Source organism: Ornithinicoccus sp., assembly GCF_057176825.1.
This window is the reverse complement of record NZ_CM169976.1, coordinates 1,327,572-1,347,242: the sequence shown is the minus strand read 5'-3', so window position 1 is coordinate 1,347,242 and position 19,671 is coordinate 1,327,572. Positions and strand designations below refer to the sequence as shown.

Sequence of the window (19,671 nt, the reverse complement as noted above, 5' to 3'; positions counted from 1 at the left end):
TTCCCGCTCATTCCCCAGATCCTGCCAGGGTCACCGTCTCGGTCCGCTCCGACCCGTCGGCATCCCGGACCAGCACCTCGACGCGGTCCCCGACCTCGTGCGAGCGCAGCAGCACGATCAGGTGATTCGCGTCGTCGACCCGGGTCCCGTCGATGGCCACGATGATGTCGCCCGGCTCGATGCCCGCCCCGTCCGCCGGGCCACCGTCGATGACCGGGTCCTGGTCCCCGGCCTGGGCCTCGTCGAGGACCCGCGCACCCCCGTCGGAGTAGGTGGTGTCCACCAGCACCCCGATCACCGGGTGCTCGCTGGTGCCGGTCTCGATCAGCTGGTCCGTGGTGCGCTGGACCTGGTTGCCCGGGATGGCGAACCCCAGGCCGATGCTCCCGGCCACGCTGCTACTCATCATGTCGGGGATCTGCGCGATGGCGGAGTTGACCCCGACGACCCGCCCGCTCATGTCCAGCAGCGGCCCGCCGGAGTTCCCCGGGTTGATGGCCGCGTCGGTCTGGATGGCGTTGATGTAAGAGGTGCTGTCACCCTGACCGGCCACCACCGGCCGGTTCACGGCCGAGACGATCCCGGCCGTGACGGTGCTGTCCAGCCCGAGCGGGGCGCCGAACGCCACCACCCCTGCCCCGACCTCCAACTGGTCAGAGTCTGCGAAGCGCAGGGCAGGCAGGCCCGAGCGGTCCACCCGGAGCACGGCCAGGTCGTAGGGCACGTCCCGGCCCACCACCTCGGCCTCCAACTGCTCCCGCTCGCCGGAGAACTCGACGGTGATGGTGCCGGCACCGTCGGCCGCCGCCTCGATCACATGGTTGTTGGTGACGATGTAGCCGTCCTCACGGACCACGAAGCCCGACCCGACCCCCTCGGCGTCACCGCCCTCGACGCTGATGTAGACCACGCTGGGCAGCACCGCTCCGGCGATCGCCGTGATCGGCGCGACGTCCCCGCTGCCCGTGCCCACCTGGGTGACCAGCGCCGGCTCGACCACGGTCGGGGACTCCTCCTGGCCGGCGAGGTACCGGTCCGAGGCGTAGCCACCGGCCACACCACCCGCCAGTCCCAGGACCAGGCCCGCGGCGAGCCACCCAGCCCCGCCCCGACGCCGCCCACCTCGGGTCGGCGAGGCCGGACCGTCCCCAGTCGATCCGTGAGCCGAGCCGTATGCCGTGCCGCTTGCCGGGCCGTATGCCGAGACGTACGGGCGCGCGTCGCTCACGGGCGCCGTCGGTCGGGTGGTCCGCCAGGCCATCGTGCGGTCGACCGGGATCCCCTGCGTCTCGTCCTCGTGCTCGGCCATATCACCCGATTCTGCCCGATCCCCGGGCCGGCCGGGGACGGCGGGTGAGACGCGGGGGCTCAGCCCATCACGGGCAGCGGCTGCGTGGTCGGGCCACGGCGCGCACGCTCCGGCGCCCGGTGGGCCAGCTGCTGGCGCAGTTGGGCCCGCCCCCGGTGGATCCGGGACCGGACGGTGCCCAGCTTGATCCCGAGCGTCTGGGCCACCTCCTCATAGGTGTACCCCTCGATATCGCTGAGCACGACGGCGGCACGGAACTGCGGCGACAGCGAGTCCAGTGCGCGCTGCACGTCATCGTCGAAGTGGGTGGCGTCGTAGCTGGCCTCCGGACCCAGGGACCGGCTGGGGATGCGGGCCGCGGCGTCATCGGAGAGCGCGTCGAACCTGATCCGCTGCTTGCGGCGTGCCTTGTCCAGGAACAGGTTGGTGGTGATCCGGTGCAGCCACCCCTCGAACGTGCCGGGCCGGTAGGTCTGCAGCGACCGGAAGACCCGCACGAACACGTCGTGGGTCAGGTCCTCGGCATCATGCTGGTTGCCGGTCAGGCGATAGGCCAGCCGGTAGACCCGAGCCGAGTGGTCGCGCACGATCTCGTCCCAGGACGGCGGCTGCCAGTCCTGCGTCTCGTGCGTCCGCTCAGCCATGGTGTCCTCCGGTGCTGTGGTGGCCTGGGGCCAGCCGGGGTTCGTGGTCACACACTGACAGTCGATCCTGGGAAATGCCTGAGGGCCGGGGGCGGCTACTGTTGCCCCCATGGGTGCGCAGAAACCGGCCACATGGGCCTACACCGAGGACTTCATCGCTCCGGGCGAGGTGATCGAGCAGGCGAGCGGGCGGGGCGCCGCGCTGGGGTGCATGCCGGTCAGCCCCGGCACCGGCGCCGCGTTGCGGCTGCTGGCCGCCGCACTGAAGGCCACCCACGTGGTCGAGATCGGCACCGGCGCCGGGGTGTCGGGGCTGTGGCTGCTACAGGGCATGGACCCCGACGGCATCCTGACCTCTATCGACGTCGAGCCGGAGCACCAGCGCGCCGCCCGCGAGGCCTTTGCCGCCGCCGGGATCCCCACCCAGCGCACCCGGGTGATCGGCGGGGACGCCGGCCAGGTGCTGCCGCGGCTCACCGACGCCGCCTACGACCTGGTCCTGGTGGACGCCGACAAGCCGAGCTACCCGGTGTATGCCGAGCAGGCGCTGCGTCTGTTGCGGCCGGGAGGGGTGCTGGTGCTGGACAACATGCTGTGGCACGACCAGGTGGCCGACCCCGCCGCGCGCGACGAGACGACCACCATCCTGCGGGACCTGGGCAAGGAGCTGCGTGAGGACGAGCGGCTGCTCCCCACCCTGCTGCCCGTCGGCGACGGGCTGTTCGCCGCCGTCAAGCGCTGAGACCGCCCCACAACACACGAAAGGGCCCCCACCGCCGCGGTGCGGCGTGGGGACCCTGCCGTGCTGTGACGGGCCGGTCTCAGCCGGCCAGGCACTCCTCGATCGCGGTGCCGAGGGCACCCGCCTCCTCGGCGTTCATCTCCACCACCAGGCGGCCGCCACCCTCGAGCGGCATCCGAAGCACGATGCCACGGCCCTCCTTGGTCACCTCGAGGGGGCCGTCCCCCGTGCGCGGCTTCATCGCTGCCATCGTGAACCCTTCCTCCTGCCGCGGCGCACCGCGGTGCCCTCCGCCGAAGTGCGGCGGGCTCGATCACTCGGCCCATTATCCCCTGTCCACGCTGCGTGTCGAAATCACCCCTCAGGCACACTGGTCCGGTGCGCGCGCGATCGGCCGTCTTCGACCTCTACGGCGACCACCTCTCCGAGTTCGGGTCCTGGGCACCCATCTCCAGCGTGGTCGCCCTGCTCCAGACGTGCGCGATCCAACCGGCGGCGACCCGCACCGCGGTGTCCCGCATGGTCGCCCAGGAGTGGCTGAGCCCGCAGACGCGCGACGGGGTGCGCGGCTACCTCGCCACCCCGGCCGCCGTCCAGCGGCTGGCGGCTGCCCACCAGCGGATCTATCGTCCCGTGGAGGAGGACTGGGACGGCCGGTGGCGTGTCATCGTGCTGGACCGGGCCGGTGACCGGGCCCTGCGTGACCGGCTGGCGGCCACCCTGAGCTACCTCGGCTACGGCCGCCTCGCCGCCCAGACCTGGGTGGCGGCACACCGCAACCCGGAGCTGGAGACGGCGCTCGCCCCGTTGCGGGTGGGCTGGCAGGCGTTCGAGGCCGACCACCTGGGGGCCCCCTCCAGCCTCGCGGCCCAGGCGTGGGACCTGGCCGACCTGGCGAGCCGCTACCGCGACTTCCTGGACCGGTATGCCGACCTGGTGCCCCGTGCCAGTGCGGGGCTGGCGCCGCCCGAGGCCTACCCGGTGCGCGCCGAGTTGGTCCACCGGTGGCGTGGCTTCCTGTTCAGCGACCCGGAACTCCCCCCGGAGGTCATGCCGGCCGGGTGGCCCGGCACCGCCGCACGGGCCCTGTTCCTGGAGGTCGCCGAGACGCTGCGCCCGGCGGCCCGTACATTCGTCACCGACAGCCTGGCCGCGGCCGGGTCCCCACTGACAGGAGCCCCGTGATGCCCGAACCCGTAGCCGTCGAGCGCGCCGGCGCGGTCGCCACCGTCCGGTTCAACCGACCGGAGGCGATGAACGCCCTGGACACCCCCACCAAGGAGGCGCTGCTGGCCGCGCTGCGCGACGTGGCCGCGGACCCCGGGGTCCGTTGCGTGGTGCTCACCGGCTCCGGGCGGGCGTTCTGCGTGGGCCAGGACCTCAAGGAGCACATCACCCTGCTGCAGGCGCAGGACGAGTCGCTGTGGTCCACGGTGCGGGACCACTACAACCCCGTGGTGCGGCTCCTGGCGACGATGGACAAGCCCGTGATCGCGGCCGTCAACGGGGTCGCGGCCGGGGCCGGCGCCGGCTTCGCGCTCGCCGCCGACCTGCGCATCCTCTCCGACGCCGCGGGGTTCAACCTGGCCTTCGTGGGGATCGCGCTCTCCTGTGACTCGGGGTCGTCCTGGTCGCTGCCACGGCTGGTCGGCACCGCCAGGGCCAAGGAGTTGCTGCTGCTGCCCCGGACGGTCTCTGCGCAGGAGTCCGCCGAGCTAGGACTGGCCAGCGAGGTCGTCCCGGCCGAGGAGTTCGAGGAGCGGGTGAACGCCCTCGCGGCGCAGCTCGCCGCAGGACCGACCCTGGCCTACGGCGCCGTCCGCAGGGCGGTCGACGCCTCGGCCGGGTTGCCGCTGGAGCAGGCCCTGGAGCACGAGGCGGACCTGATGGCCGCCACCGGGGCCAGCGCCGACCACCAGGCCGCGGTGGCGGCCTTCCTGGCCAAGGAGAAGCCGGTCTTCACCGGGGAGTGAGGCTCACGGTGGGTCGTCCCGGGGCGGGACGAACATGAACAGCTCCCAGGTCCACCACACCTGCCACCCGAGGAACAGCAGCACCAGCACGACGGTCCGCGTGACGGTCAGCCAGCCCGGCTGCTCGTAGCCCCGGCGGTCCCCGGTGCGCCAACCAGCGCCCACGAACACCGCGAACAGCGGGAACATCAGCAACAGGTAGCGGTAGATGCTCGTCCACGGGTCGAGGGCGGCCAGCAGGTAGAAGGGGTAGGCCAACAGCCAGGTGCGCAACTCGGGCCCCAGGGCCCGCGCCCACGGCCCGAGCACGGCCAGGAGCAGCAGCGCCCCCGCCCCGACCAGCAGCCACAGCCCGGTGTCCCCGAAGAGGAACTCCAGCAGGTCCAGGGTGGGCCGGAACGCGGTGATCTCCTCCCCGCCGCGCCAGGCGGACATCGTCAGCGCGTAGCCGTCCGGTTCGCCCGTGCCCTCCCACACCAGGGCCGGCCAGATCAGCCCGGATACCCCGCAGCCCGCGAGGGCAGTTGCCATCCGGAGGGCCTCCGGGGTGCCCAGCGGCCGCTCCCCCCGGTCCCTCCACCGCAGGTACACCGCCACCAGGGCCACGGCGCCCAGCGGGAGGGCGATCGGGCGGGCCAGGCCGGTGAGCACGGCCACCCCGGCGGCCCACAGCCAGCGTTCCCGGCTCAGCAACCACAACACCAGGCAGAGCAGCAGCACGGCCAGCGACTCGGTGTAGGCGGCCTGGAGGGTGGGCGAGGCCGGGAAGGCGGCGTAGAGCGCCACGACGGCCAGGGTGCCCCAGCGCCCGATCCGCTCGTGCAGCAGCAGTGCCATCACCAGGACTGCGGCGTAGCCGATGACGGTCGCCAGCAGCGGGGCGACTACCTGGAAGGGCTGGCCGGTCAGGTGCATCAGGGCCGCGGCGGCCTTGGGGAAGATCGGGTAGAACGCCCATGGGTTCTGGCGCACCGTGCCGTCCTCGAAGCGCGGCAGTTCCGGGGGGTAGCCCTGCTCGGCGATCTCGCGGTACCACTTGCCGTCCCAGGCCGAGACGACGTCGAAGTAGCGCGGGTAGTCGTCGGTGAAGACCGAGGGGTCCTGCTGGGTGTGGGTGATCCACAACAGCACCCCCGTCGTGAACACCCGGAACAGGGTGTAGACGGCGAGCACGGCCAGCAGGAACCGCCCGGGCACGCGTCGCGTCATCGGGCGACCACCCGGGCCACCATGAGGTCCAGCGCCCGGGCGAAGAGCCGGCGGTTCACCGGGTCGGAGACAAACCCCAGGCGGCGCCCCAGCCACGGGGGCCGGACGGTGATCTCCTCGCGCCACCGCACCGTCGTCCCGGCCGTGCCCGCGATGAGCTCCACCTCGGCCCACCCGTCGAGCACGGGGCCGAGCTTGCGCACGGCGAAGCCGTGCGGGGGGTCCCACCGGGTGACCGTCATCCGGTCGACCACGGCGAGGGGGCCCTTCCCCGTCCGCGCGGTGAACCGCCACCCTGCCCGGGGCGGCAGGGGGTCCGCGTCGATCGTGGTCATCGGGATGAACTGTCCGTATGCCGTGAGGTCACCGACCACCGCGAACGTCGCGGGGACGTCGGCCGGGACCACGCGGGCCAGGTCAAACGTCCCCATGGGTGCGGTCGGCCTCCGCTCGCAGCCGCGTGATCTCGGCGTCTCGGGTGCGGATCTCGTCCCCCAACCGGTCGATCACGTCGTCGACCTGGGACATCCGGTAGCCCCGCGGGACCATGTCGAAGCGCAGCCGCGGCAGGTCGTCGGGCTCCATGCCGCCGCGAGGCAGCCCGGCTGCCGACTCCGAGGTCACGGGCGGCAGCAGGCCGCCGGCGGGGATGCGCCCGGCCAGCGCGGCCGCGACGAGCCCGGCCAGCAGGACGACGAGCATGACGAGCAGGATGATCACGATGCCGATGGTGTCACGTGTGCTGCTCGCGGGTGCGGACGATGTGGTCGACCGCCTCGTCGATGTCGTCGGTCAGCCGGAGCAGGTCCAGGTCCCCGGGGGAGACCATGCCCTCGCCCTCGAGCGTGCGCTGCAGCCAGCCCATCATCGGCTCCCAGAAGGAGACCCCCATCAGCACGATCGGGAACCGGGTCACCTTCCCGGTCTGCACCAGGGTGATCGCCTCGAACAGTTCGTCCAGCGTGCCGAACCCACCGGGGAGCACGATGAAACCCTGGGCGTACTTGACGAACATGGTCTTGCGGGCGAAGAAGTAGCGGAAGTTGATCCCCAGATTGACGTAGGGGTTCAGCCCCGCCTCGAAGGGCAGCTCGATGCCCAGGCCGATCGAGGTGCCCCCTGCCTCGGTGGCGCCCTTGTTGGCAGCCTCCATGGTGCCGGGGCCTCCGCCGGTGATCACCGCGAAGCCCTGCTCGACGAGGGTCCGCCCCACCGTCTCGGCGAGCGCGTAGGTGGGGTGGCCCGCCGGGGTCCGGGCCGAGCCGAAGACGCTCACCGCGGGCCCGACCTGTGACAGCGTGCCGAATCCCTCGACGAACTCGGCCTGGATCCGCAGCACCCGCCACGGGTCGGTGTGCACCCAGTCTCCCGGGCCACTGCTGTCCAGCAGCCGCTGGTCGGTGGTCGTCGCCGGGACCTGGCGGCCGCGCAGCGTCACGGGTCCCTGCTGGTGTTCCCTCTGGTCCGTCACGGGCACGAACCTAGCGGCCGCAGGCACGGACCGCACAGACGGGGTCAGGACAGCCAGCGCAGCAGCGCCGCCTCGCACTCGCGCAGTTGACGCACCAGGCAGCGCTCGTCGTCCATGTGGGCGAACCGGCTCTCCCCCGGCCCGAAGTTCACCGCGGGCATCCCGAGGGCGCTGAAGCGCGCGACGTCGGTCCAGCCCTGCTTGGCACGGACGGGCAGCCCGAGGGCCGCGACGAAGTCCGCCGCTGCCGGCAGGTGCAGGCCCGGTCGGGCACCGTCCACGGCGTCCAGCACCTCGACCTCCAGCCCGGCGAAGACCACGTCCCGCAGGTGCCGCACGGCCTGCTCGGCCGACCGGTCCGGCGCGAACCGGTAGTTCACGGTGAGCGTGGCATGGTCCGGGATGACGTTGTCGGCGATGCCGCCGGTGACCCCCACGGCGTTGAGCGACTGCCGGTAGGTCAGACCGTCGACGTCGACCTCCGGCAGGTCGGCGCCCGCGATCCGGTCCAGCACCCCGGCCAGGTCGTGCAGCGCGTTGTGCCCCATCCAGGGCCGGGCCGAGTGGCAGGCGGTGCCGCGCGTGTGGACCCGGACCGTGACGTAGCCGTTGCATCCGCCCTCGACCCCGTCGTCGGTCGGCTCCAGGAGCACCGCGAAGTCACCCTCGAGTAGGTCGGGGCGCTCCCGGGCCAGCCGGGCCAGCCCGTTGTGTTCGTCCGCGACCTCCTCCCCGTCGTAGAACACGAGGGTGATGTCCCGCACCGGGTCGGTGAGCGCCTCGGCGAGCCGGAGTTGGACGGCCACGCCGCCCTTCATATCGGTCGTCCCGCGACCGACCAGGTACTCGCCGTCCATCACCACGGGAAGGTTGGGAGGGTCGGTCAGGGGCACGGTGTCCAGGTGGCCGGCGAGCACCACCCGCTCCCGGCGGCCCAACTCTGACCGGGCGACGACCACGTTGCCGTCCCGGACCACGGCCAGGTTCGGCAGGGCCTGCAGCGCCTCTTGCACCGCGTCGGCCAGTCTCCGCTCGTCCAGGCTCACCGACGGGATGTCGCACAGCGCCGCGGTGAGGGTCACGACGTCAGCGGACAGGTCCAGCGCGTGGGGGCCGTCGGGGCCGGTGGTGTCCATGGACGGACACCCTAGGTTGCCCACCTACACTGTGCGCCATGCCCCCGCCGGACCACCACGACCGCCTGCCCTCGGGCCCCGGGGCAGGCCCCCGCCGCCGCTCGCGGGCCGGTGCCGTCGTGGCCGTGACGGCCCTGCTCGTGGCCGGGGCGGGCGGGGTCCTGGGAGCGCGGTGGGTGATGACCGAGCTGCGCTCTGACGGCTGTGAGTTCCGGGCAGCTGAGCGGACCGAGACGTTCACGCCCGAACAGTCCGCCAACGCGGCCACCATCACCATGGTGGCCGTCGACCGCGACCTGCCGCTGCGCGCCGTCACCGTCGCCCTGGCCACCGCCATCCAGGAATCCAAACTGCGCAACATCAACTACGGGGACGCCGACTCCCTCGGCCTGTTCCAGCAGCGACCCAGCCAGGGCTGGGGCAGCGAGGAGGAGGTGCTGGACCCGGTGTATGCCGCGAACACGTTCTACGACGCCCTCCTCGAGGTCCCCGGGTGGCAGGAGATGGAGATCACCGTGGCCGCGCAGGAGGTGCAGCGCAGCGCCTTCCCCGAGGCCTACGCCGACCACGAGTGGGAGGCGCGGGTGTTGGCCACCACCCTCACCGGAGAGACGCCGGCCGCGATGGGCTGCGAGTTGGACGACCCGGGGACCGGCTCGGCCGCCGACGTCCTGGCCAAGGCGCAGGCCCAGTTCAACGCCTCCGGCGAGGTCGGTGACGATGACACCACGGTGACCCTCACCGCCGGGTCCGAGCGCGCGGCGTGGGCGGTGGCGGCGTGGGCCGTCGCGCACGCGCGCAGCGAGTCCGTGGTCTCGGTCCAGGTCGACGGTATGCGGTGGAGCCGGTCCCAGGACCCCCTCACCTGGCGCAACGACGAGGACGGCGGCCCCAGCGGAGCCACCGTCCTCATCACTGTCGCCGGGTAACCCCCCCGGCGCCGGGTGCTCAGCGCTGCGCGGCCGGCACGTAGTCCCGGGCCGGGGACCCGGTGTACAGCTGGCGCGGGCGGCCGATCTTGGTCTGCGGGTCGTTGATCATCTCGCGCCACTGGGCGATCCATCCGGGCAGCCGCCCGATCGCGAACAGCACGGTGAACATGCTGGAGGGGAAGCCCATCGACTCGTAGATCAGGCCGGTGTAGAAGTCGACGTTCGGGTAGAGCTTGCGCTCGACGAAGTAGTCGTCCTCGAGAGCGGTCTGCTCCAACTCCATGGCCAGGTCGAGCAGCTCGTTGGTGCCCAGCTTGGAGAGGATGTCGTGCGCCGTCTGCTTCACGATGGCGGCGCGCGGGTCGTAGTTCTTGTAGACCCGGTGGCCGAAGCCCATCAGCTTGACGCCGTCCTCCTTGTTCTTGACCTTGCGGACGAACTCCTTGACGTCCCCGCCCTGGGTGCGGATGCCGTCCAGCATCTCCAGGACCGCGGAGTTGGCGCCGCCGTGCAGCGGCCCGGACAGCGCGTGGATGCCCGCGGAGATGGAGGAGAAGAGGTTGGCCTGGGAGGAACCCACCAGGCGGACGGTGGAGGTCGAGCAGTTCTGCTCGTGGTCGGCGTGCAGGATGAAGAGCAGGTCCAGCGCCTTGACCAGATCGGGGTCCAGCTCGTACTTCTCGGTGGGCATCCCGAAGGTCATCCACAGGAAGTTCTCGACCAGGTTGAGGCTGTTGTCGGGGTAGAGGAACGGCTGGCCCTGGCTCTTGCGGAACGCGTAGGCGGCGATGGTCGGGAGCTTGGCCAGCAGGCGGAACGTGGAGATCTCCACGTCCTCGGGGTCGAACGGGTCCAGGCTGTCCTGGTAGAAGGTGCCCAGCGCGGAGACCGCGGACGAGAGCACCGGCATCGGGTGGGCGTCCCGGGGGAACCCGCCGAAGAAGCCCTTCATGTCCTCCACGAGAAGGGTGTGCCGCCGCAGCCGCGAGTCGAACGCCTCCAGCTCCTCGGCGGTCGGGAGCTCACCGTAGATCAGCAGGTAGCTGGTCTCCAGGAAGTTGGAGTGCTCGGCCAGCTGCTCGATCGGGTATCCCCGATAGCGCAGGATGCCCTCCCCGCCGTCGATGTAGGTGATCTCGGAGGAGCAGGACGCCGTGTTGACGAAGCCCACGTCCAGCGTGACGTCGCCGGTCTCCTTGAGCAGTGCGGAGATGTCCAGCCCGTTGTTGCCCTCGACTGCAGGGACGAACGGCAGTGACAGTTCGTGGGAGCCGTGGCGGAGTGTGGCGTTCTCGGTCATGTGTTCCTCCTGCTCGTGCCCTGCGGGCGGTGGCCCCGGGTCAGGGGCGCGGTCGATGGGTGGGTGCAGGAGTGGACGCGCGAGCACCCGCCCCCTGCGGGCGGATTCACTCGTCGTGCTCCTGCGGGGGCAGGTCCGCGATGATCGGGTGGTCCTTCGGGATCAGCCCGAGCTTCGCCGCGCCTCCCGGGCTGCCGAGGTCGTCGAAGAACTCGACGTTGGCCTTGTAGTACTCCGCCCACTGCTCGGGGACGTCGTCCTCGTAGTAGATCGCCTCCACCGGGCAGACCGGCTCGCAGGCGCCACAGTCGACGCACTCGTCGGGGTGGATGTACAGCGAGCGCTCACCCTCGTAGATGCAGTCGACCGGACACTCCTCGATGCAGGCCTTGTCCTTCAGGTCGACACAGGGTTGGGCGATCACATACGTCATAGGGACAACTCCTGCTTCGTGGAACGCAATGCACGGTGCCGTGGCCGGGACCGGGCCCAGCCCGGACCGGAGTACACCTGGATTGTATGCCGCAGCGTGCCCCAGGGCCGAACCCGGCCCGTCCGAGCGACCTCAGTTGTTGGTGCAGACCACCTCGTCGGAGGCGTTGTAGTGGGTGGTGTAGGACCGGCGACCAACCTCATTGCCACCCTGGAGCAGCACCCGGGTCACGGTGACGTTGAAGCCCACCTGGGGCGACTGGTACAGGCAGTCCTCGCTGTCGTCGGTCCGCCGCTCGGGCTGGACCACGTTCGAGCGCCCGGAGGTGTGGGTCTGCACGGTGAACTGCTTGTCCCCGTAGAAGCGCATCACGATCTCGTCGCCCTCGATGTAGGTCTGCACGATGATCGGGCTGTCGGTGTCGTTGGTCCACTTGTTGTCGATCACCGGGACCGACAACGTGGCCTCCCGGCCCTCGGGGTAGCGGGAGATGTAGTACGAGTGCGGGGTGAACTCGTCCAGCTGCACGCCGGCCTCCCAGGCGGTGTTGAGCACCGTCGTGGAGACCTGGGACAGTCCACCGCCCATGCCCTTGACCAGGCGACCGTCCTGGATCACGCCCGCCTCGACATACCCGCGTTCCGCGGAGATCGGCGAGAGGGCATCGCCGAGGCTGAACTGCCCCCCGGGCATCACGACTGTGCCGTTGACGTGCCCCAGGCCCACCCGGATGTTCTCGGTCCGGTCCTCGTTGCCCGCCGAGGTCGGGAACTGGCTGCGGAACTCGGCCATCTCCTCATCGATCGTCCACTCCGCGGCGTCCTCGTCGGAGATCTCCGGCTCCACCCTGGTGGTGCCGATGTTGAAGGTGCGATTGCCGTCGGAGAACAGGGCCGCGTTCACCTTCTCCAGGAGTTCCTCGTCGTCGAGCACCCTGCCGTTCTCGGCCTCGACCAGCTGCGGCGTGCCGTTGTTGGCGAGGCGGACGGAGGCGTTGCGGGGCTTCTTCTCCGCCTCGCTCAGCGCCCCGCGCGCGATGGTGACCGTCTCCTCCTCGTCGAGCACCAGGGACAGCGAAGGCCCCTCCCCCTCCTCGACGGTGAGCAGGCGGGAGAGCTGGTTCGGGGTGATCGACATCTCGTGGTTCTTGCCCACCTTGACCACCAGCGAGGACTCCAGCGCCGGCTCGGCCTCCTCACTGACGAACCGCTCGATCTCCTCCGCCGAGAGCGCCGGCGGCACCGGGTCCCAGACCCCCTCGACGGCGCGTTCGTCCGGCCACCCCTGCTCCACGACGTCGGCCGTGGCGGTCACGTCCAGCTCCCGGCCGTCAACGGGCTGGCGGACGTCCACCTCCCCCAGCTTCAGGGAGACCCGGCCCTCCGTGGCCTCCTGCGCGAACTCGTCGGCGGGCTCCGCCAGGGCGTCCTCCAGCGCCCCCCGGTCCACCGATACCGCCAGGGGCAGGTCCCGCCCGTCGTTGGTGACACGGCTCCAGAGCGTGCGTGGGTCGTAGCTCACCCCCGCGATCCCGTCCAGGGTGCGGTCCACGTCCAGACTCAGCCCCGCGGACTGCGGGTCCAGGGCGTAGCTCTCACCGTCCACCTCGACGGCGATCGGGTCCTGCGTGAGGCCCTGCAGCTTGGCGGTGACCGTCTCCCGCGCGTCCTCCGGGGTGAGGTTGCCGATGTCCACTCCCTGCACGGTGGTGCCGTTCGGGATCCGGCTGCCGAGGTAGTGGGCGACACCGATGTAGGCACCGGCCAGCACGACCAGTGCCAGCAGGGTGCGCACGGCGATCCCCACCCACTCGTTCCGCTGCGGTACCTCCTGCAGCGTGCTCTCGGTCTCCATCCTCAACTGTCCCTCGTCCGGCGATCGGTGTTGGCCGTCACCCGGCCTGCCCCCCAGCAGTATGCACGCTCCGCGCCCGTGGCGTCGGAACGCGCGACGGTGCGGTGCCGGACGGTCACGGCAGGTGACCGTAGCGGCCGCGGTAGTGGATCAGTGCCTCGTCGACCCGCTCCGGGCTGTGGACGCCCAACACCTCGCCCACCACCAGGCTGTGGTCGCCCGCGGGATGCGTGGTCATCGTGCGGCACTCGAGGGTGGCCAGCGCCCCGTCGAGCAGCGCGACCCCGGTCCGGGGCCCCCGGTGGTGCGCGACCCGGTCCAGTTGACCGTGCAGCGGTCGGCCCGGCGTGGAGAGCCACTCCGCGGCGGCCCGTGCGGCGGCCCCCAGGATGCTGACCCCCCAGACCCCCGACTCCTGCACCGCGTCGTGCCACCGCGCCTCCTGCTCGACGCTGACCAGCATGAGGACGGGGTCCAGCGACACACTGGTCACGGAGTTGGCCGTCATGGCGTGGTCGTGCCGCCCGGCGAACGTCGTGACCACCGTCACGCCGGTGGCGAACCGTCCGATCGCCCGCCGGTAGTCCAGCGGGTCCACCGGCTCGCCCTCCAGGATCTGCCCCTCCGACGACCCCGGCCTCCCGCTCACCGGTCCGGTCCGTCCGGGTCGATCACGGCGTATCCCTCGCGGCCCGGCAGCCGGGCCGCGATCTCGTTGGACAGGGCGTAGTACCCGTCATACACGGCCACCTGGGTGCGGTGCTCGCGCAGTGCCGCGGCCTGGGCCGGCAGCACCGCCGCGTCGACCACAGCATGGGTGACCGCCTCGTCGTCGACGACCGACACGGCATACGGCATCTCGGACCCCGGCACCGTCAGGCCCATCTCGGGGGGCACGTTCTCGGCCAGCCACGCGCGGTCCTCCACGGCCCACGACCGCGGGGTCAGCACGGCATACAGGACGGGCCGGTCGGCCGCGGGCAGGGAGCGGACCGCCGCCACGGTGACCTGGTGGGTGCGGATGTGGTCGGGATGGCCGTAGCCACCCTGCGGGTCGTAGGTCAGGACCGCGTCCGGGCGCAGGTCGGCCAGCCTGCCCGCCAGCAACGCGGCCGCCTCGGCACGGTCCGCCCCCACGAACGCCCGGGGGTGCTCGGCGGACGCCGTGCCCGCCATGCCGCTGTCCCGCCAGCGGGGAGCGCCGCTGCCGGGGTCGCCCAGGAACTCGTGGGACACCCCGAGCCGGGACATGGCTGCCGCCAGTTCGCCGGCCCGGTGCGGGCCCAGCGCCTCGGTGCCCTCCAGGTGGGCGAGCTCCGGAGGGATGACCTCGCCCTCCTCGCCGAGCGTGCAGGTGATCACGTGCACCCGGTCACCGCGCTGCACGTGGTGGGCCAGGGCCACCCCCGTGGCCAGCGTCTCGTCGTCGGGGTGTGCATGGACGGCGACCACCACCCCGGGGGTGTCCCCGGGCAGGAGTGGCCGCCGACCGGACGTCACGACTTGCGGGCCCGCGCCGTGGCCCGGTTGCGCTCCACCTGGTCCAGGATCACTTTGCGGATCCGGACGGCCTCCGGGGTGACCTCCACGCACTCGTCCTCGCGGCAGAACTCCAGGCTCTGCTCCAGGCTCAGAGCGGCGCGGGGGGATGAGTCGCTCGAGGACCTCGGAGGTGGAGGAGCGCACGTTGGTGAGCTTGCGTTCCTTGGTGATGTTGACGTCCATGTCGTCGGCGCGCGAGTTCTCCCCGATGATCATCCCCTCATAGACCTCGGTGGTGGGCTCGACGAACAGGGTGCCCCGCTCCTGCAGGTTGAACATCGCGTAGGTCGTGGCGGCGCCTGCCCGGTCGGCCACCAGGGAGCCGCTCTGCCGGGTCCGGATCTCCCCGAACCAGGGGGCGTAGCCGTCGAAGACGTGGTGGGCGATCCCGGTGCCCCGGGTCTCGGTGAGGAACTCGGTGCGGAAGCCGATCAGTCCCCGGGACGGCACGACATACTCCATCCGGACCCAGCCGGTGCCGTGGTTGGTCATCTGGTCCATCCGGCCTTTGCGGGCGGCCAGCAGCTGGGTGATGGTGCCCAGGTGTTCCTCCGGGGCGTCGATCGTCAGGTGCTCGACCGGCTCATGCACCGCGCCGTCGACCGTCCGGGTCACCACCTGCGGCTTGCCCACGGTGAGCTCGAATCCCTCGCGCCGCATCTGCTCGACCAGGATCGCCAGCGCCAGCTCGCCGCGCCCCTGCACCTCCCAGGCGTCGGGTCGCTCGGTCGGCAGCACCCGCAGCGAGACGTTGCCAACGAGTTCCTTGTCCAGCCGGTCCTTCACGAGGCGGGCGGTGACCTTGGCCCCCTTCACCCGTCCCACGAGCGGCGAGGTGTTCGTCCCGATGGTCATCGAGATGGCCGGCTCGTCGACCGTGATCAGCGGCAGCGGCCTGGGGTCCTCCGCATCGGCCAGGGTCTCGCCGATCGTGATCTCCGGGATCCCGGCAATCGCGATGATGTCACCCGGCCCGGCCTGCTCGGCGGGCACCCGCTCGAGCCCCTCGGTGAGCAGGAGCTCGGTGATCTTCACCTTCTCGGTCGTGCCGTCCTTGCGGCACCAGGCCACCTGCTGTCCCTTGTGGATCGTGCCGGAGTGCACCCGGCACAGCGCCAGCCGGCCCAGGAACGGCGAGGAGTCCAGGTTGGTCACGTGGGCCTGCAGCGGCACCTCCGGGTCGTAGGAGGGCGCCGGGATGGTCTCCAGCACGGTCCGGAACAGCGGCTCCAGGTTCTCCTCGTCGGGCACCTCCCCGTCCGCCGGGCGGGTCAGCGAGGCCCGGCCCGCCTTGGCGGAGGCGTACACGATCGGGAAGTCCAGCCCCTCCTCCAGTCCCGCGTCGTCCATCAGGTCCAGGAACAGGTCCTCGACCTCGTTCACCACGCCCTCGATCCGCGCGTCGGGGCGGTCCACCTTGTTGACACACAGGATGACGGGGAGTCGGGCGGCCAGGGCCTTGCGGAGCACGAACCGGGTCTGCGGGAGCGGACCCTCGGAGGCGTCGACCAGCAGGACCACACCGTCGACCATGGACAGCCCACGCTCGACCTCGCCGCCGAAGTCGGCGTGACCGGGGGTGTCGATGATGTTGATGGTCACCCCGGCCTCCTGGCCGATGGCCGCGGCAGACGGGCCGGCGTAGGAGATCGCCGTGTTCTTGGCCAGGATCGTGATGCCCTTCTCCCGCTCCAGGTCGCCCGAGTCCATCACTCGGTCGACGGCGTGCGCGGCGGCGGCGTGCTCGGCGAACACGCCGGCCTGCCAGAGCATGGCGTCCACGAGGGTGGTCTTGCCGTGGTCGACGTGGGCGATGATGGCGACGTTGCGGATGTCGTCGCGTGAGGCGAAAGGCATGACCGCATTGTCTCAGCCCGGACGCAGGGCTCCGGACACGGCAGTCACGATGGTCGCGTTGGTGGGGAGCCAGGGGACGCTGTGCAGTTCTTCGCTGCCCAGCCAGCGGAGCTCGTCGTGGTCCTCCAGCGGGGCTGGCTCGGCCCCGGCCACCGCCCACCAGACGTGCATCCGCCAGGATCCGGTGAGTGGCCAGCCCTCCGCGTGCGGCGCGGGCAACTGCTCGCCCAGGTCGATCTCGGTGCCGAGCTCCTCCCGGACCTCCCGGCGCAGCGCCTGCACCAGGCCCTCCCCGGGCTCGACCTTGCCGCCGGGGAACTCCCAGCGCCCCGCCAGGTCCGGCGGGGCGCTGCGTCGTGCCGCCAGCAGTCGCGTCGGCGCAGCCAGGTCATCCACGATGACCGCGGCCACGACCGTCCGACCCGAGTGCTCAGTCATGGAGCCATTGTGACGGGTCGGGCACGATCGGGAACTTTATTGCCAAGGCCACCACGAGTCGCTATGCGCAATCAACTTCGCACACGACGAATTCGTGGCGCACCCGACTATTCGTCAACTACTGGTCTCCCAATAGTTCCACCCCTCGGCGGTATTCGCGATCACTGCCGTGCCCGTGGTCACTGAATTCTTGTTGCAATTGGGGAGTTCATAGTAGTGCTCCCACCCGACGTTGTGACCCCAGACGCCGTACTGGAGGTTGCCGTACATTCCGCTCGACACATCCCTGGAGTACGTGTGGGTGAACGACGCCGTGTGCGAACTCGTGGCGGTCGAGGACACGTCGGCCCTGACCTCGGCCACGATCAGGTCCAGGCTCGCCCCACCACCGCCGGTAATCGAGGAGCTCACCGTTCCGCTGATCGTGTTGCTCACTGTGATGGTCCCGCCCGGGCCGTCCTTGATCACGTTGCCCACGGGCATGTGGGTCGACTCGTAGCTGGTGATATTGGCCCGCCATCCTCCGTCGCAGAGGTCCTGCGCCTCATGGGCCGAGACCTGCGTGGGGACCAGCATAAGACCCCCGGCGAACAAACTTGCCAGAACTTTTCTGGCGGTGCGCATATCGATCACATCCTTGATGTCGGTCTTTGTAGCGCATTTCGACGCTAGCACGAACTCACGATCCCTTCAACAGGCCCAAAACTTTCGCGCGAAAGTTCAAGCAACGCGATATCGACATTGCTGGGAGCACGTATTCTGCGCCTCACCCGTCCGATGACATAGGCGAGACGCTCGGTCCGTCACGGCGCTCCCCGGCCATCGTCGGTCGGGATCACCGTGCCGCCGCCAGGCCCTCGGGCCGCTCCGCTCCCACGTCGATGCGGTCCCGGCAGGGGGTAGCGACCGTGGCCCATCCCGAGGTCTCAAAGTGATCAAGGTTCGGCATCGGGGGCCGCTCATGCTTCCGACGGCGCCCCGGTCGGGCTAGTGTCCACCCATTCCGAAAGGGCCGCCTCCGAGCGTCAAGGACTCGGGCGGTCGATACGAGGAGGCACGATGATCAACCGCAAGGTTGCTGCTGTGGCCGGGACCGCGGCACTGGCGCTGACCCTCACGTCCTGCGCCGAGTCACAGCGTGACGACGGTGGGAACGGCGACGGCGATGGCGGGGACTCCACCGGGGGCAGCACCGACGGTGCGCCCGAGCCGACGGACGGCACGTTCGTCTTCGGCGCCGCCGGCGCACCGGCGACGTTCGACCCGTTCTACGCCAGCGACGGCGAGACGTTCCGCGTCACCCGACAGATCTACGACGGCCTGGTCGAGTTCGAGCCCGGCAGCGCCACCCCCGGACCGGGGCTGGCGGAGTCCTGGGAGTCCTCCGAGGATGGTCTGACCTGGACCTTCCAGTTGCGTGAGGGGGTCACCTTCCACGACGGCACCGAGTTCAACGCCGAGGCCGTCTGCGCCAACTTCGAGCGGATGTACAACCAGGAGGCCGACGGTCAGCTGCAGGCCGTCACCTCGTACTGGCAGAGCGACTGGGGCGGCTTCGCCGACAACGACGTCGACAGCCTCTACGAGAGCTGCGAGGCCGTCGAGGACATGACCGCCGAGGTCAAGATCACCCGCGTGACCTCCAAGTTCCCGACCATCCTGGGCCAGTCGGCCTACGCCATGCAGAGCCCGACCGCCATGGAGGAGCACGACGCCAACGGCGTGTCCGTCTCCGGCGACGCGGTGACGTACCCGGCATACGGGATGGAGCACCCCACGGGCACCGGGCCGTTCAAGTTCGTCTCCTACGACACGGCCAACGAGACCATCACGCTGGAGCGCAACGAGGACTACTACGGCGACCCCGCCGGCGTGAAGGAACTCATCTTCCGCGTCATCAGCAACGAGAACACCCGTCGCCAGGAGCTCGAGGCCGGCACCATCAACGGCTACGACCTGCCGAACCCGGTCGACTGGGCCGCCCTGGAGGAGGACGGCAACCAGGTGATGGTGCGTGACCCGTTCAACATCCTCTACGTCGGGCTGAGCCCCGTCGAGAACGAGGCCCTGCTCGACGACCGGGTCCGGCTGGCGCTCTACCACGCGATCAACCGGGACCAGCTGGTCCAGACCCAGCTGCCGGATGGCGCCGAGGTGGCGACCCAGTTCATCCCGGAGACCGTCACCGGCTACAACGCCGAGCTGGAGGCCGTGCCCTACGACCCCGACGAGGCCATGCGCCTGCTCGAGGAAGCCGGACACGCCGACCTGGAGATCGACTTCTGGTACCCGACCGAGGTGTCCCGCCCGTACATGCCGGACCCGCAGCGCATCTTCGAGGCGGTCCGGGCCGACTGGGAGGCCGTCGGCATCACCGTCAACCCGGTGGCCCGCCCGTGGAACGGTGGCTACCTGGACGGCGTGCAGGCCAACCAGGCCCCGGCCTACTTCCTGGGCTGGACCGGTGACTACGACAGCGCCGACAACTTCCTGGGCAACTTCTTCGGGTCGACCAACAACGCGTTCGGCACCGGCGAGTACGACTGGGGTCAGCAGCTGATCGACGACCTGCGGGCCGCCGACGGTGAGCCTGACGAGGCCCTGCGCACCCAGCTGTACGAAGAGGTCAACGCCAACATCGCCGAGTGGCTGCCCGGGCTGCCGATCTCCCACTCGCCCCCGGCGATCGTGGTCGGCGGCAACGTGGAGGGCCTGATCCCGAGCCCGCTGACGGCCGAGGTCTTCAACACGGTCACGGTGACCGACTGAGTCACTCCCGCACGACCTGTCCCTGTGGCGGCGGGTCGACCGTCTGGTCGACCCGCCGCCAC

Annotated in this window: 19 protein-coding genes and 2 pseudogenes; 5 read left to right on the top strand and 16 right to left on the bottom strand. The window is 70.7% G+C overall.

The annotated features are described in order from the left end of the window. Positions 1-7: 7 nt before the first annotated feature. Both AC1QRC_RS07005 and sigE read right to left on the bottom strand, forming a co-directional pair. Positions 8-1,309, bottom strand: coding sequence for a S1C family serine protease (locus AC1QRC_RS07005; RefSeq protein ID WP_484206062.1), 1,302 nt, complete (start codon positions 1,307-1,309; stop codon positions 8-10). Between the two features lie 59 nt (positions 1,310-1,368). Beyond that, a complete protein-coding gene (gene sigE / locus AC1QRC_RS07000) occupies positions 1,369-1,953 on the bottom strand; it encodes an RNA polymerase sigma factor SigE (protein WP_484206061.1) in 585 nt (194 codons plus the stop codon). Positions 1,954-2,062: 109 nt separating this feature from the next. Here sigE and AC1QRC_RS06995 point away from each other — a divergent pair, with 109 nt between their 5' ends. Continuing rightward, a complete protein-coding gene (locus AC1QRC_RS06995; protein WP_484206060.1) occupies positions 2,063-2,695 on the top strand; it encodes an O-methyltransferase in 633 nt (210 codons plus the stop codon). A 79-nt stretch (positions 2,696-2,774) separates the two neighbouring features. Here the strand turns inward: AC1QRC_RS06995 and AC1QRC_RS06990 are convergent, their stop codons facing one another. Further along, positions 2,775-2,945 (bottom strand): DUF3117 domain-containing protein, encoded by a 171-nt coding sequence (locus AC1QRC_RS06990; protein WP_484206059.1) that lies wholly within the window; start codon positions 2,943-2,945, stop codon positions 2,775-2,777. A gap of 128 nt (positions 2,946-3,073) precedes the next feature. Here AC1QRC_RS06990 and AC1QRC_RS06985 point away from each other — a divergent pair, with 128 nt between their 5' ends. Together AC1QRC_RS06985 and AC1QRC_RS06980 are read left to right on the top strand one after the other, a co-directional pair. Beyond that, positions 3,074-3,880 (top strand): PaaX family transcriptional regulator, encoded by an 807-nt coding sequence (locus tag AC1QRC_RS06985; RefSeq protein ID WP_484206058.1) that lies wholly within the window; start codon positions 3,074-3,076, stop codon positions 3,878-3,880. Next, the gene (locus AC1QRC_RS06980; RefSeq protein ID WP_484206057.1) at positions 3,880-4,668 is read left to right on the top strand and encodes an enoyl-CoA hydratase/isomerase family protein; all 789 of its coding nucleotides are present in this window, start codon (positions 3,880-3,882) and stop codon (positions 4,666-4,668) included. The genes AC1QRC_RS06985 and AC1QRC_RS06980 overlap by 1 nt, the downstream gene beginning before the upstream one ends. A gap of 3 nt (positions 4,669-4,671) precedes the next feature. Here AC1QRC_RS06980 and AC1QRC_RS06975 read toward each other — a convergent pair whose 3' ends face one another. The 5 genes from AC1QRC_RS06975 to dapE are packed head-to-tail and all read right to left on the bottom strand — an operon-like array spanning position 4,672 to position 8,484. After that, positions 4,672-5,877: a hypothetical protein gene (locus AC1QRC_RS06975; RefSeq protein WP_484206056.1), complete on the bottom strand. Its 1,206-nt coding sequence runs from the start codon at positions 5,875-5,877 to the stop codon at positions 4,672-4,674. Next, positions 5,874-6,308 (bottom strand): SRPBCC family protein, encoded by a 435-nt coding sequence (locus AC1QRC_RS06970; protein ID WP_484206055.1) that lies wholly within the window; start codon positions 6,306-6,308, stop codon positions 5,874-5,876. The genes AC1QRC_RS06975 and AC1QRC_RS06970 overlap by 4 nt, the downstream gene beginning before the upstream one ends. Further along, entirely contained in the window at positions 6,295-6,597 is a 303-nt protein-coding gene (locus AC1QRC_RS06965) for a DivIVA domain-containing protein (RefSeq protein ID WP_484206054.1), read from the bottom strand. Before AC1QRC_RS06965 ends, AC1QRC_RS06970 begins: the two co-directional genes overlap by 14 nt. A 13-nt stretch (positions 6,598-6,610) precedes the next feature. Then, positions 6,611-7,348 carry an LOG family protein gene (locus tag AC1QRC_RS06960; RefSeq protein ID WP_484206053.1) on the bottom strand — a complete coding sequence of 246 codons (738 nt, stop codon included), beginning with the start codon at positions 7,346-7,348 and terminating at the stop codon, positions 6,611-6,613. Between the two features lie 44 nt (positions 7,349-7,392). Beyond that, on the bottom strand, positions 7,393-8,484 hold the full coding sequence (gene dapE / locus AC1QRC_RS06955; RefSeq protein ID WP_484206052.1) for a succinyl-diaminopimelate desuccinylase: 1,092 nt from the start codon (positions 8,482-8,484) through the stop codon (positions 7,393-7,395). Between the two features lie 38 nt (positions 8,485-8,522). On the opposite strand from dapE, the gene AC1QRC_RS06950 reads away from it, so the two are divergent. Further along, positions 8,523-9,413 carry a hypothetical protein gene (locus tag AC1QRC_RS06950; RefSeq protein WP_484206051.1) on the top strand — a complete coding sequence of 297 codons (891 nt, stop codon included), beginning with the start codon at positions 8,523-8,525 and terminating at the stop codon, positions 9,411-9,413. Positions 9,414-9,432: 19 nt separating this feature from the next. Here AC1QRC_RS06950 and AC1QRC_RS06945 read toward each other — a convergent pair whose 3' ends face one another. From AC1QRC_RS06945 to AC1QRC_RS06910, 8 genes and pseudogenes are all read right to left on the bottom strand, one after another. Further along, complete coding sequence (locus AC1QRC_RS06945; RefSeq protein ID WP_484206050.1) at positions 9,433-10,716, bottom strand: citrate synthase; 1,284 nt, start codon at positions 10,714-10,716, stop codon at positions 9,433-9,435. Between the two features lie 106 nt (positions 10,717-10,822). After that, positions 10,823-11,149, bottom strand: a complete 327-nt coding sequence (fdxA, locus tag AC1QRC_RS06940; RefSeq protein WP_484206049.1) for a ferredoxin — start codon at positions 11,147-11,149, stop codon at positions 10,823-10,825. 132 nt (positions 11,150-11,281) lie between these two features. Next, a complete protein-coding gene (locus tag AC1QRC_RS06935; protein WP_484206048.1) occupies positions 11,282-13,003 on the bottom strand; it encodes a VanW family protein in 1,722 nt (573 codons plus the stop codon). A 115-nt stretch (positions 13,004-13,118) separates the two neighbouring features. Then, entirely contained in the window at positions 13,119-13,652 is a 534-nt protein-coding gene (locus AC1QRC_RS06930; protein WP_484206047.1) for a flavin reductase family protein, read from the bottom strand. Next, positions 13,649-14,437 (bottom strand): annotated as a pseudogene (gene mshB, locus AC1QRC_RS06925) (N-acetyl-1-D-myo-inositol-2-amino-2-deoxy-alpha-D-glucopyranoside deacetylase); the annotation flags it as partial. The pseudogene mshB and the gene AC1QRC_RS06930, both read right to left, overlap by 4 nt. Positions 14,438-14,499: 62 nt before the next feature. After that, a pseudogene (typA, locus tag AC1QRC_RS06920) lies at positions 14,500-16,402 on the bottom strand (translational GTPase TypA). A 12-nt stretch (positions 16,403-16,414) separates the two neighbouring features. Beyond that, positions 16,415-16,840 carry a (deoxy)nucleoside triphosphate pyrophosphohydrolase gene (locus AC1QRC_RS06915; protein ID WP_484206046.1) on the bottom strand — a complete coding sequence of 142 codons (426 nt, stop codon included), beginning with the start codon at positions 16,838-16,840 and terminating at the stop codon, positions 16,415-16,417. Positions 16,841-16,954: 114 nt separating this feature from the next. Beyond that, positions 16,955-17,515, bottom strand: coding sequence for a hypothetical protein (locus AC1QRC_RS06910; RefSeq protein WP_484206045.1), 561 nt, complete (start codon positions 17,513-17,515; stop codon positions 16,955-16,957). A gap of 384 nt (positions 17,516-17,899) precedes the next feature. Here AC1QRC_RS06910 and AC1QRC_RS06905 point away from each other — a divergent pair, with 384 nt between their 5' ends. Further along, complete coding sequence (locus AC1QRC_RS06905) at positions 17,900-19,609, top strand: ABC transporter substrate-binding protein (protein WP_484206044.1); 1,710 nt, start codon at positions 17,900-17,902, stop codon at positions 19,607-19,609. Positions 19,610-19,671: the final 62 nt, after the last annotated feature.

Bases quoted from the DNA above. Each gene is read 5' to 3' on its own strand.
- AC1QRC_RS07005 (WP_484206062.1), bottom strand. From the start codon at position 1,309: ATGGCCGAGCACGAGGACGAGACGCAGGGGATCCCGGTCGACCGCACG.
- sigE (WP_484206061.1), bottom strand. From the start codon at position 1,953: ATGGCTGAGCGGACGCACGAGACGCAGGACTGGCAGCCGCCGTCCTGG.
- AC1QRC_RS06995 (WP_484206060.1), top strand. From the start codon at position 2,063: ATGGGTGCGCAGAAACCGGCCACATGGGCCTACACCGAGGACTTCATC.
- AC1QRC_RS06990 (WP_484206059.1), bottom strand. From the start codon at position 2,945: ATGGCAGCGATGAAGCCGCGCACGGGGGACGGCCCCCTCGAGGTGACC.
- AC1QRC_RS06980 (WP_484206057.1), top strand. From the start codon at position 3,880: ATGCCCGAACCCGTAGCCGTCGAGCGCGCCGGCGCGGTCGCCACCGTC.
- AC1QRC_RS06975 (WP_484206056.1), bottom strand. From the start codon at position 5,877: ATGACGCGACGCGTGCCCGGGCGGTTCCTGCTGGCCGTGCTCGCCGTC.
- AC1QRC_RS06970 (WP_484206055.1), bottom strand. From the start codon at position 6,308: ATGGGGACGTTTGACCTGGCCCGCGTGGTCCCGGCCGACGTCCCCGCG.
- dapE (WP_484206052.1), bottom strand. From the start codon at position 8,484: ATGGACACCACCGGCCCCGACGGCCCCCACGCGCTGGACCTGTCCGCT.
- AC1QRC_RS06950 (WP_484206051.1), top strand. From the start codon at position 8,523: ATGCCCCCGCCGGACCACCACGACCGCCTGCCCTCGGGCCCCGGGGCA.
- AC1QRC_RS06945 (WP_484206050.1), bottom strand. From the start codon at position 10,716: ATGACCGAGAACGCCACACTCCGCCACGGCTCCCACGAACTGTCACTG.
- fdxA (WP_484206049.1), bottom strand. From the start codon at position 11,149: ATGACGTATGTGATCGCCCAACCCTGTGTCGACCTGAAGGACAAGGCC.
- AC1QRC_RS06935 (WP_484206048.1), bottom strand. From the start codon at position 13,003: ATGGAGACCGAGAGCACGCTGCAGGAGGTACCGCAGCGGAACGAGTGG.
- AC1QRC_RS06915 (WP_484206046.1), bottom strand. From the start codon at position 16,840: ATGACTGAGCACTCGGGTCGGACGGTCGTGGCCGCGGTCATCGTGGAT.
- AC1QRC_RS06905 (WP_484206044.1), top strand. From the start codon at position 17,900: ATGATCAACCGCAAGGTTGCTGCTGTGGCCGGGACCGCGGCACTGGCG.